The sequence below is a fragment of the Peptostreptococcus faecalis genome (genome assembly GCF_900240845.1).
In the GTDB taxonomy this organism is placed as follows: Bacteria; Bacillota; Clostridia; order Peptostreptococcales; family Peptostreptococcaceae; genus Peptostreptococcus; species Peptostreptococcus faecalis.
On the sequence record NZ_OERU01000001.1, the window covers coordinates 1,102,813 to 1,115,080 of the forward strand.

Genomic DNA, 12,268 nt, shown 5'->3' on the forward strand with positions numbered 1-12,268 from the left:
TCCTGATAAAATATTAATCTATCTCTTTGTAAAAATGTCCTGTACAGTATGATACTTTATCATTATAAGCATAATCTAAAGTAGAGTCTCCATTTATCTTATTTATAAACATTTCTACTACTTTTGATGTTTGAGTAGAGTCTTCAAATTCAAAGGATATTTCAAAAGAGTTTAACCCTGATTTTTCTAGTTTTTCAATTTCATCAACTAGATTTACAATCTCCTCAGAATGTATTATAGTTCTACATTGACCATCTTTAGATAATCTATATCTGCTACCATCACCTGATTCTAAGTAATATTCTTCTTTTTTACATTCTTTGTCATTACATGCTGTGCGGCATCCCTTTTCACTAACTTTAACAGGACAATACTCACTTATCATCATATCTGTTTGCCCATACACCAAATATTCAACATTATTTAAGCTACTTTGCAAATTTTCAATTTGATATATTGACATTTCTTGCGATAAACATATCTTATCTGCACCAAGTTTTTTGTAAAATTCTATAGAACTGTCATTAAATACATTCATCCATGATGAAATTCTAATGTTTTTATGAGGATAATTCTCCTTAATAAAATTAATTTCCCCATAATTTGAAACTCTAAATGAATCCAGCTTTTCAATTGTTTTAGATTCCATTTCTAGCAATTTTTTATAAACTTTTTTATCGCTATTTCTAAGAATTCTAGGCATATAATATGATATTTTTTTACCTTTTTTAGATGCTATTTCTATTGCATTTTCCAATGTATTTATATCTCTGTAGTATATATTATCAATTTCAAAATCAACAATTGCCTTTAATTGTTCTAAATTCTTACAAGATATATTTAATTGCTTGTCATCTACATAATCATTTTTTTCATCAACTATTTCATATTCATTTTTATTTATTACATATTTTCTTCCATTTACTTTTGATAACTGTTCCGACAATTCAAGTATTGCCTCTCTTCTCATATTATTTAGTTCGCTAATTGGAATACTGATTCCTTCATCAATTTCGCTAATAGCATCTGCAATATAAAAAGGTGATTTTCCTAATTTTGAAATTTGAGATACAGCCCTTTGCTCTGTCATAGGAACTTTAATAGCTTTTTCTACTATGCTATTCGAATTGATACTAACTTCTACCCCTCTGCAAGAAAACATCAATACGCCTTTTTCTCCGATTTTAAGTGTTATATTCGCTTTTATTGGTAATTTAAATTTTTCATGTCCTTCTTCATATGTCTTTTGAACTCTATCAATTAGGTTTTTATCGCTTGTCTTAAAAATTTTAGTTCCCTTTTTAAGACTCCCCACATAATCTATTTCAATAATTTCACCTGCTAGAGCATATTCAGAAATATCTTTTCCTTTTATTATTCTCCCTATCGTTCCTCCGCCTATATTAAGAGCATCTCCTTTTTTTAGATCCTTTTCTAGTTTAATCTTAAGTCTTTTTCTCTTAGGATTAAATGAAATGACCTCTCCAATATATAAACCTCTATTATTTGGCTTTTCTGGATTCATAAGTTTAAATGCATTATCTCCTAATATATATCCTTGTGTGAATTTTCTATTAAATATTGTGTACAAATCATCTATCATATCTTCAGTTACATTTTCTTTTTTAGTATCAATATAGTTATCTACAGCCTTTCTATATGCCCCTACAACTGCTGCAACATACTCAGGTCTTTTCATTCTTCCTTCTATTTTCAATGAAACCGCATTTGCATCAATTACTGAACCTATATTGCTTACCGTATTTAAATCTTTAGGACTGAGTATAAATTCACCATCAAAGTCCATATATTCATTCTTAACAGAATCATATAATTTATATTTTTGTCTACACGGCTGAGCGCATCTACCTCTATTTCCAGATCTAGTTCCTAGTGTCGAGCTCATTAAACATTGTCCTGAATATCCTACACACAACGCTCCATGTATAAAAACTTCTATATCTACCCCAGATTTATCTGCTATTTCTTTAATTTCTTTTACATTTAGTTCTCTTGCTAATACTACTCTTTTGAATCCCATTTTTTTTAAAAACAGTGTATCCTCAAGCGAGTGTGCAGACATTTGAGTGCTCGCGTGCAATTCGAAATCAGGTATTCGCCCTTTCACCAGTTGAGCCATTCCAATATCCTGCAGTATTAATGCATCTACACCTATATTATATAAGTAATCTATATATTCTAAAAAAGCTTGTATTTCCGACTGCTTAATCACTGTATTTGCTGTTACAAATACTCTACACCCTCTAATATGGCTATATATTACAGCCTCCTTTAATTCTTCTCTATCAAAATTATTAGCACTCGCTCTAGCGCTGAAATCTTTTCCTCCAAGATATACTGCATTTGCTCCATTTTGAATAGCTGCTTTAAGAGATTCAAAGCTTCCAACAGGAGCCAGTAATTCTAAATTTTCTTTCATTTTTCCTCCATAACAATAACTCAAATTTTATATCCATAAAAAGGACCACCTTTATAAAAACTGTAGTCCTTTATTAGTTCTATTTTATACTTTTTTTCAATTCTTCGTAATTTAGCTGTATATTATATGCTTTATTTTGAAATTCATCAGCCATATTTTCTGCAACAGCAACTTTCTTTTCCATCTCATCTACCATCTTTTCCAAAGATTCAATTTTTTTCTTATATTCTTCTTCAACCTCACTTTTATCAATTGAACGTTGAGATTCAGAATCTCCTGAATTCGATTCGAGTTCAGTGATTATATTGTTTAGTTTTTTTATTTCAGTTTCAGACTCATCCAATTTTAATAAAATAGAATCAAACTCTTTTTCAATATCATCATTTTTATTAGAGTAACTATCCTCTAAAATTTGTATTTTATTTTTTAATTCTTCATTTTCAGACATATTATCAAATAATTTATCTGCTATATTAACAGATGTAAGTATTGCTGCACTAGTCTTGCTCAATGAAGGTGCAGCCTTGCTTATTTTTCTTAATTCACTATCTATATATTTTGCTACTTTAACAATTTCCGCCTCTTTTTTTTCACCTGTAATTTGGTATTCAATTCCATCAATAGTAACACTAACTTTATTCATAACTCACACCTCGTTTTTTTCTTTTTTATATTAACTATTAACTTAATTTATAAGCTACTATCAACCTTGCATAATTTCATTTTTAATAATTCCTATAAATATCTATACCCTTCATTATATCAAATATTTTTATAATAAGAAACCCCAATCAAATTTGACTGGGGTCTATTTATTACTGTTCTCTAAGTTTTGCGTTTATTTGCTTTTCTAATTCATTCAATATATTGTCATGTACTTTTACTACATCGTCTTCTGTCAATGTTTTTTCTGGATTTCTATAAATAATTGAATATGCAATTGACTTATATCCTTTTTCTATCTGATTTCCCTTGTAGATATCAAATAGCTTGCATTTTTCAACTAATCCTTCTCCATTTTCTTCAATTATTTTTTCAATCTGATACACTTCAATATCATCTTTTACTAAAAGAGCAATATCTCTAGTAACTGAAGGATATTTTGGAAGTTGAGTAAAAACAATTGTAGTATCAATTAATTCATATATCGCATCCAGGTTGATTTCTGCAACATATACTCTGTTAGAAAATCCATAGTTTTCTTTAACTAATGGATGAATCTCACCTATTGTCGCTAATAGTGTTTCACCTGATTTTATATCTGCACATCTTCCTGAGTGGAAAGTCGGATTATCAGAGTTTACAATATAATTATGGCCTTTTAATCCAATTCTTTCAAATATTTTTTCTAAAACTCCTTTAATCTCAAAGAAATCAACTTGTTTTCCATACATTCCTATACAAAGTCTTGTTTCTTCAGTTCCTGCCATTTCTTCAGGGGTAAATACATGTCCTAGTTCAAACAATTTTGCTTCTTCAATATTTCTTGAGTTATTTGTGCTAAGAACATCAAGCATATTTGGAATCATTGTTGTCCTCATTATAGAAGTATCTTCGCCAAGAGGGTTAAGTAATTTAACAACATCTCTTAGTTTTGAGCCCTCTTTTACCCTTATCTTATCTAAACCTTTAGGGCTTACAAAAGAATAAGTAAGTATTTCATAAAGTCCACAAGACATGGCAGTTGTTTTAATCTTATCTACATATTTTTGCTTGTCAGTCTTTATTCCAGCTGTGGTATTTCCTTGAAGTTGTACTGAAGGTATATTTTCAAATCCATAAATTCTTGTAACTTCTTCTAGTATATCTGCCTCTTGTTCAATATCTAATCTAAAGTGAGGAACTTCTATTTTAAGTTCTGTTCCAGATATTAATTCACAACCAAACTCAAGAGATTCTAAAATTTCTATTATTTCATTTGGTGAAAGATTTACACCTATTCTAGAGCTAATTCTCTTTGGATTAACCGTTAAAGTTTCTAATTCTTTTTTATTTGGATATTCGTCTATCACACCCTTCATGACTTTACCTGCATTTAGTAATTCTACTAATTGTGCCGCTCTTTCAAGAGCCTTTTCTGCAGTTTCTTCAGATATTCCTTTTTCGAATCTTGAAGATGATTCTGATCTAAGTCCTAATAATTTAGATGTTTTTCTTATGTTTTCTTTTTTGAAAACAGCTGATTCAAACATTATTTCAGTAGTATCATTTTTAATTCCAGAAGATTTTCCTCCCATAGTACCCGCTATTCCTAGATTAATTTCTCCATTTGTTATCATTAACATATCAGAGTTTATCTTTCTTTCTTTTCCATCTAAAGTAACAAATACGTCTTCATCTTCAGCATTTTTTACTACAATTTTATTGTTTTGAATTTCTCTCATATCAAATGCGTGCATTGGCTGTCCCATTTCAAGCATTACATAGTTAGTTATATCTACAATATTATTTATAGGTCTTACACCAGCTTCTATCAATCTTCTTTGCATCCAATATGGAGAAGGTTCAATTTTTACTTCAGTTACTCTTCTTGCCATATATCTTGTACAAAGTTCACTGTTTTTAATAGATACCTCAACATCTATATTTTTTCCAGATTCTTCAACTACGTTTATTTCAGGATATTTAATCTTTTTGCCTAATGTAACAGCAGCTTCTCTTGCAATTCCTAGTACACATCTACAATCTGGTCTATTTGAAGTCAATTCAAAATCTATTATTGCATCTTTTAAGTCTAACTCTTCTCTAATATCTCTACCAGTTTCGTATTCATCTTTATAGTCAAGAATATAAATACCATCTTTTTTATAGTCTTCTACAAATTTTTCATCAATTCCTAACTCACTTGAAGAACACATCATTCCAAATGATTCTACCCCTCTAAGAACTCCTTCATTTATAGAAACGCCTCCTGGTAACTTAGCTCCCACTAAAGCTAGAGGTATATAATCTCCTACATTTATATTTTTTGCGCCTGTAACTATTTGAACTTCTTTATTTTTTCCAATTTCTACTTTTGTAACTACTAATTTATCTGCATCAGGATGAAGTTCAATGCTAAGTATTTTTCCTACTACAACATTTGATATCTCTTCTCCCAAATATTCTACAGTTTCCATTTTTGTGCCTGTCATTGTCATCATGTCGCCAAACACTTTTGCATCTACATCTATATCGACGTAATCTTTTAACCATTTTAATGAAACTAACATAATATTATCCTCCTAAATTAAAATTGATCCAAAAATCTTACGTCATTTTCAAACATAAGTCTTATATCATCTATTCCATATTTTAACATACCCAGTCTTTCTACTCCCATTCCGGCAGCAAATCCTGTATATTCATCTGGATCTATACCACAATTTCTAAGAACGTTAGGATGAACCATTCCAGCACCAAGTATTTCTATCCAACCTTCTCCCTTACATACTGAACAACCTTCTCCACCGCATTTAAAGCAAGAAACATCTATTTCTGCACTAGGTTCAGTGAACGGGAAGTTATGTGGTCTAAATTTAGTCTTAGTATCTTCTCCAAAAAGTTTCTTTACAAAAGTTTCCATAGTTCCCTTGAATTCTGTGAAAGTTATTCCTTTTCCTACAACCAAAAGTTCAATTTGATGGAACATTGGAGAGTGAGTAGCATCAGGGCTGTCATTTCTAAAACATCTGCCTGGAGCTAATATTTTCAAAGGTAATTTATTTGCTTTTACTGCAGCTTCCATAGTTCTAATTTGAACTGGAGATGTCTGTGTTCTTAAAAGCAAATCATCTGTAATATAAAAAGTATCTGTCATGTCTCTTGATGGATGGTCTTTTGGTGCGTTTAGATAATCAAAGTTATTTCTAACAGTTTCTATTTCTGGACCTTCCATTATAGAGAATCCCATTCCTATAAATATCTCTGAAACTTCATCTATCATTTTAGATATAATATGTTTTTTCCCTATTTCTATTTCTTTACCAGGAATTGTCACATCTATTTTTTCAAGATCTAGCTTTTTCTGCATTATTTCATTTTTTATTATTTCTCTATTCTCATTTAAAAACGAATTTATTTTTTCTCTAATTTCATTTCCAAGCTTACCTATAACTGGCTTTTCATCTCCAGGAAGTTTTCCCATATCCTTTAGTATTTTAGTCAACTCTCCCTTTTTACCAAGAAATTCTACTCTAATACTTTCAAGTTCTTCGATTGTTTTTGCCAGCCTAATTTTTTCTTCGGATAAAACCCCTAAATTTTTAAGAGATTCAATCATTTTAGCTAAATTTTCTGATTTGTTGTTTGATCCACTCATATTATTATCCCTTCCTTATTTTAGTGTACATAAAAAGACCTTCCATCCATAGGGACGAAAGGTCTAAAATCGCGGTACCACCCTATTAGTTTATATTAATTATATAAACCAACTCAAAAATTTAACGCACATCACGTTTTCACCTACTATTAATTCAGCGAAACTGCTCCAGAGCGAACTTCCAACTAGAATGCAAATGGCTTCACAGCTTCCAGCCACTCTCTTTATTGCAATATCTAATGTACTTTTCTCTTTCATAGCATTTATTTTTATATTTTTAGTATTGCTCATATTGTATCAAATAATTTGATTTTTTTCAATAAAGTAATTTTTTTATTTATATATTTTATATCTAGTTTCTAGCTCTATACATTAAAAGTGCTGCAGAAATAGCAACATTCAACGATTCTGCTTTTCCATACATAGGAATTTTAACAAGTATTTCTGAATTCTTTTCCCAAAATTCACTTATTCCATTAGCTTCATTACCAACAACAATAGCACATTTTTCACCATAATCAATTGAGTTATAATCTTTGTCTGTATTTAATGAACTTGAAATAATTTTAAATGTATTTTTTCTCAAAGCTTCTAATATTTCGCTATCTTGAGCATTAGTAATATCAATATGCGATAAAGATCCCATGGCAGATCTTACTACTTTAGGATTATAGTGATCAACACTTCCTTTTGTTGTAATAACTAAGTCAAATCCCGCTGCATCTGCTGTTCTTATTATAGTTCCCATATTTCCAGGATCTTGAACTCTATCTAATATTATTATCCTTTTATATTTTTCAAAATCAGCATCATCAATACTTACATCACTCATCTTTAAAATAGCTACAATTCCCTGCGAGTTTTCTGTATCAACTATATTTTTAAATAATTCATCAGAAAAAACATACATATCATTTTTTTCTTCAAGTTTATTTAAAATATCTCTTTTTGTTTCATCTTTACTCAGTGATTCACTTACCACCATATAATCAACTTGCATATCATTTTCCACTGCTAGCTCAGCTGACCTAATGCCTTCTACAAGATATTTTTTTTCTTTTTGACGACATTTAGATTTTAATAGCGACTTTGTAAATTTATATGTATTATTTTCTTTACTTTTTATATGTTTCATATTTATTATCCTCTTATTTTTAGAAAAGACCTTCCTCTTCCTGAGCTATTTTAAGTGCTATTTTTTCTATTATTTTAGTATTACCAGCGACTACTATTACATCACCCTCTTGGAAGATTGTTTCTGGGTCTACAGGTACTTCAAAAGCATCTCCTCTTTTAATAGCCGTAACATTTAATTCAAACTTATTTCTTACACTTAAATCTTTTAAAGTGCTTCCTACCCATGAAGCAGGTACTCTGATTTCAAAGATAGAATGTTTTTCATCCAGCTCCATAAAGTCCACTAAATTATCAAATGTCAGTGCTTTAGCTAGTTTTACACCCATATCATGCTCTGGTAATATTATTTTATCTGCACCAATTTTTTTCAAAACATGTGCCTGTAATTCATCCTTTGCCTTACTTATTACATATGGAACACCTAAATCTTTTGCTACCAAGGTAGCCATAATAGATGCTCTTAAATCCGTACCTATTGCCACAATTGCTACGTCAAAATTACCAAGACCAATACTTTTTAATGCTGATTCATCTGCAGCATCTAAGATAGCCACATTATCCAGTACCTCCGACATCTGTTGTATAATTTCTTCATTGGCGTCTACTAACATTACTTCTCTTCCTGCATTAAAAAGTGATTCTGCTAAAGATCTTCCAAATCTACCTGCCCCTATAACGATATATTGTTTCATAATTTAACTCCTATTTTATTAATTAACCTATTATTATCTTTTCTTCTGGGAATCTCACACTTTTAACTTTCTTTTCATGAATGAAGAAAGTTAATAAAGTGATTGAACCAACACGACCTGTAAACATTAAAGTGCTTATTAGAACTTTTCCAAATCCATCTAAGCTCTTAGATCCTCCTAAACTAGATCCAACTGTAGCAACTGCAGACGCAACTTCAAATGCGCTCTCCAGAAGATTAAAATGAGCACTCTGGGTTGCACTTATTAAAAAAGTTCCAGTAACAGAAAGTATTATACCTAAAGTGAGAACTACTAATGCTTTTCTAAATGCAATTTTACCTATTCTCCTCTTAAAAACAGATATTTCTTTTTCATTTTTCACAAATGCTTTTACTGCTAAAAATATAACTGCAACAGTAGTCGTTTTAATACCACCACCTGTAGAAGCTGGCGATGCTCCTATCAGCATATATATTATCATAATAAACAAAGTAGACTCTCTAAACGTCGTAAAATCTATAGTGGCATACCCAGCAGTTCTAATAGTTACTGATTGAAAATATGCAACTTGAAGTTTTTCACCTAAGCTCATTCCTCCAATTGAACTTGCATTGCTGAATTCACCGAAAAAAATAAACAAAGTACCTGTAACTATAAGTATGGCTGTAGTAATGACAGCTAATTTGGAATTCAAGTTCCAATGTTTAAATTTCTTTCTCTTTTTAATTGATAATATTACTGGAAATCCTATACCTCCAAGTATTATCAGCGAAGACACCGTGAAGACAATCGTTGAGTTATTATAATACCCAATTAGCGAGGAGTATTCTCCAGTCACATTTCCCATTAAGTCAAAACCAGCATTACAAAATGCTGAAATCGCATGGAATATGCTATACCATATTCCCTTCTCTAGTCCAAACTTAGGTATAAAAACAGTTGAAAGGAATATTGCTCCAACTAGTTCTACAACTAAGGTGTATTTCACCACAAAAATTATTAATCTAACAGCACCAGATAAATCATTCTGATTCAGTGACTCTTTTATTAGTATTCTTTCTCTCAAATTTATTTTTTTTCCTAAAAGTATAGCTATTAATGTAGCAATAGACATAAATCCTATCCCACCAATTTGTACTAAGGTTATTATTATCGCCTTACCAAAAAAACTCCAATATATACCAGTATCTACAACAACTAGACCTGTTATACACACTGCTGATGTAGACGTAAAAAGACAATCTGTAAAATCCGTGCCTTGTCCACTCGCGGAAGAGATTGGTAACGTAAGAAGAACAGCCCCTATTAATATTAAAGTTAAAAATCCCATTACCATCATTTCTGCAGGTTTAAATCTATGCATAATAGATGGATATCGTTTCTTATCATCGTTCATTTTTATCCCCCAATAAAAGCAAAATAATTAATACTTAAGTCCAAATATGATTATATTCCATTTGTTCCATAACCTCAACACTATTTTAGTATTTTTGTTTGTTTATTTACTATCATTCAACTATAGACACTTTTTCTTTTTATATAATTAAATAGATAAAAGGAACTCAAAAATGAGTTCCTAAAATTTGTGTTTAATTTTTTTCGATTCAGCTATCTTATTTTCGTCATTGTCATGTTGGATTAAGGATATTTCTTTCTCACCAGAATATTTATTTTTATCTATAGATAAATTATTTTCATCAATATAATCTGTTTTTACTTGTTCTCCATCTACACAAGCATATATAAACCTATTAAATCCATTACCTTTTAAATATATCTTGTCTTTATTTTCTTCTACAGATTCCAATTTCATTTCTTCATTTCCGACCTTCATACTTTTAGCTTGAGGTTTTTCTTCATCCTTTAAAAAATATCTCTCTCCAAATAAAAGATCATATTGGACAAGTTCTAATTTTTTCTGGTAATCTTTGTCATCACTTAAGTATGCATGCACTAAGTTCATTGGCCCATATGGCTGCCCTGATACTTCCATTGCCAAAGTACTTAATTGGTATGATTGGAAATCTTTTGGAATTTCTTTATTTTCATCACCATAATTATTTACTATGGCAAAAACAGATGAAAATCTATCTAATTTAGTTCGATCCTGAGATAATATATCCAATGCAGGCATATGATCTCCATATAAGACTATAGTAGTTGGTTTTTTTAATGAATTAATTTCTTCGACCAATTCACCTACAAAATTATCCATTTCTTTTAGCTGATTTATATAATAAGTAACTTGATTTAAATCTTCTTTTGGTAAATCCGTCTTTTGGAGCTCAATTAGAGGATCTCCTTTGTAAGATGTAGTCGGATACTTGCTATGTCCTTGAGTAGAGATAGTAAATACCATTTTTTGATTATCATCTTCTTGATTCAATTCATTCATAATATATTTTAACAATACATCATCTTTTGGCCATCCCATTTCTGTGTAGTCAACTTTTGTCATAACTTCTAAAGGTATGAATTTATCAAAACCTAAATTTTTAAGCCCTACGTTTCTATTATAAAATCTCTCATAATAGTTATGAATAGCTGTTGTACTATAATTTAAGCTATTTAATGAATATGCAATAGATGGTGATGTTTTTTTTGATAATATAGTTTGATAAGGTATTTCTCCTTGATTCAAATAGTCGAAATTGCTACCACTCAATACTTCGTACTCAGTTCTTGCAGTACCACCACCTGTTACTGGGACATTCATTTTTCCAGATGTGTATGTTTTCATCAATTTCCTTACATTTGGAATAGGATCTTCCGAGAAATTTACACCCTCTAGTTCAGTTGGATCCATAAATGCTTCTAGCTGCAAAAATACTATATTAGGTTTTTGACTTCCAGTAAGTATTTTTCTACTATCATTTTTTTGTTTTTCATCAACTTCTTCTCTTATTTTTTCTATAGTTGCTTTGTTATATCCTTCTGGTTTTTTTCTTATAGCAGACGTACATGCATCCACAAATGAATAGACAAAACCATTATTTTCATAGGATAATCCAACATTCCATGCAATAGGATCAAGTATTTTTGCTGCTTCTAATCTAGGCACTACTACCATATATGGTATTAATAATATAAAAAATACTATTATATTCCTTTTACCTGAAATTCTATTTATTCGTTTATCCTTAATGAATATGTATATAGAAACAAATATTATAAAAATTACTGATATTGCTATTAAAAGTATCTCCTTTATATTTAAAAAGCGTCCCATAACTTCAATAACTTCTTTATAAGTAGCAATATCATATGGAGATAAAGGCATGCCTCTTAGTACTTGTAAAATTGAACTTGTAGTTGATAGCAAAATCATAGAAAAAGTCAAAATAAAATACATAAATTTTTTCTTTTTAACAAATATAGTAATAGAAAAAATCAGTGTAATCAGTATATAATTTACTACCGAATGTATTGGAAATTCAATAAAAAAATCCAATACTTTAGTAAAGCTTCTTCTTGATATTGTCTCTATCAATACATATACAAGAAAAGAATATATAAAAAGTATACTCAAATCTATATTTGGATTTTCTTTTTTTAATTGTTTTCTTGTATACCTAGATCCAGAGCTCATATTTAAACCACTAGATCCATTGTTTTTTTTATTAGAAAATCTACTTGCTCTATTTTCACTATTATTTTCCTTGAAATACAATTTTTTATTTTTTCTTACTTTTTTCATCT

The 12,268-nt window shown here is 29.9% G+C and carries 8 protein-coding genes and 1 other annotated feature; all 8 genes read right to left on the reverse strand.

The features are described 5' to 3' along the window. Positions 1-13: 13 nt before the first annotated feature. The 8 genes from C0982_RS05040 to C0982_RS05075 all read right to left on the reverse strand — a co-directional run bounded on the left by C0982_RS05040 (position 14) and on the right by C0982_RS05075 (position 12,266). Positions 14-2,440: a DUF3656 domain-containing U32 family peptidase gene (locus C0982_RS05040; RefSeq protein WP_101773124.1), complete on the reverse strand. Its 2,427-nt coding sequence runs from the start codon at positions 2,438-2,440 to the stop codon at positions 14-16. A 79-nt stretch (positions 2,441-2,519) separates the two neighbouring features. After that, positions 2,520-3,083: a cell division protein ZapA gene (gene zapA, locus C0982_RS05045; protein WP_101773125.1), complete on the reverse strand. Its 564-nt coding sequence runs from the start codon at positions 3,081-3,083 to the stop codon at positions 2,520-2,522. A gap of 172 nt (positions 3,084-3,255) precedes the next feature. Continuing rightward, positions 3,256-5,652 (reverse strand): phenylalanine--tRNA ligase subunit beta, encoded by a 2,397-nt coding sequence (gene pheT, locus C0982_RS05050; RefSeq protein ID WP_101773126.1) that lies wholly within the window; start codon positions 5,650-5,652, stop codon positions 3,256-3,258. Positions 5,653-5,669: 17 nt separating this feature from the next. Then, positions 5,670-6,701 (reverse strand): phenylalanine--tRNA ligase subunit alpha, encoded by a 1,032-nt coding sequence (gene pheS / locus C0982_RS05055; protein ID WP_101773229.1) that lies wholly within the window; start codon positions 6,699-6,701, stop codon positions 5,670-5,672. Positions 6,702-6,787: 86 nt separating this feature from the next. After that, positions 6,788-7,007: a binding site (T-box leader), on the reverse strand. An 85-nt stretch (positions 7,008-7,092) separates the two neighbouring features. Further along, positions 7,093-7,875 (reverse strand): TrmH family RNA methyltransferase, encoded by a 783-nt coding sequence (locus tag C0982_RS05060; RefSeq protein ID WP_101773127.1) that lies wholly within the window; start codon positions 7,873-7,875, stop codon positions 7,093-7,095. Positions 7,876-7,894: 19 nt separating this feature from the next. Then, the gene (locus C0982_RS05065) at positions 7,895-8,569 is read right to left on the reverse strand and encodes a potassium channel family protein (RefSeq protein ID WP_101773128.1); all 675 of its coding nucleotides are present in this window, start codon (positions 8,567-8,569) and stop codon (positions 7,895-7,897) included. 22 nt (positions 8,570-8,591) lie between these two features. After that, entirely contained in the window at positions 8,592-9,965 is a 1,374-nt protein-coding gene (locus C0982_RS05070) for a TrkH family potassium uptake protein (protein WP_101773129.1), read from the reverse strand. Positions 9,966-10,145: 180 nt separating this feature from the next. Then, positions 10,146-12,266 (reverse strand): LTA synthase family protein, encoded by a 2,121-nt coding sequence (locus C0982_RS05075; RefSeq protein ID WP_101773130.1) that lies wholly within the window; start codon positions 12,264-12,266, stop codon positions 10,146-10,148. Positions 12,267-12,268 lie beyond the last annotated feature (2 nt).

Coding starts and splice junctions, on each gene's coding strand:
- C0982_RS05040 (WP_101773124.1), bottom strand. CDS start 2,440: ATGAAAGAAAATTTAGAATTACTGGCTCCTGTTGGAAGCTTTGAATCT.
- zapA (WP_101773125.1), bottom strand. CDS start 3,083: ATGAATAAAGTTAGTGTTACTATTGATGGAATTGAATACCAAATTACA.
- pheT (WP_101773126.1), bottom strand. CDS start 5,652: ATGTTAGTTTCATTAAAATGGTTAAAAGATTACGTCGATATAGATGTA.
- pheS (WP_101773229.1), bottom strand. CDS start 6,701: ATGATTGAATCTCTTAAAAATTTAGGGGTTTTATCCGAAGAAAAAATT.
- C0982_RS05060 (WP_101773127.1), bottom strand. CDS start 7,875: ATGAAACATATAAAAAGTAAAGAAAATAATACATATAAATTTACAAAG.
- C0982_RS05065 (WP_101773128.1), bottom strand. CDS start 8,569: ATGAAACAATATATCGTTATAGGGGCAGGTAGATTTGGAAGATCTTTA.
- C0982_RS05070 (WP_101773129.1), bottom strand. CDS start 9,965: ATGAACGATGATAAGAAACGATATCCATCTATTATGCATAGATTTAAA.
- C0982_RS05075 (WP_101773130.1), bottom strand. CDS start 12,266: ATGAAAAAAGTAAGAAAAAATAAAAAATTGTATTTCAAGGAAAATAAT.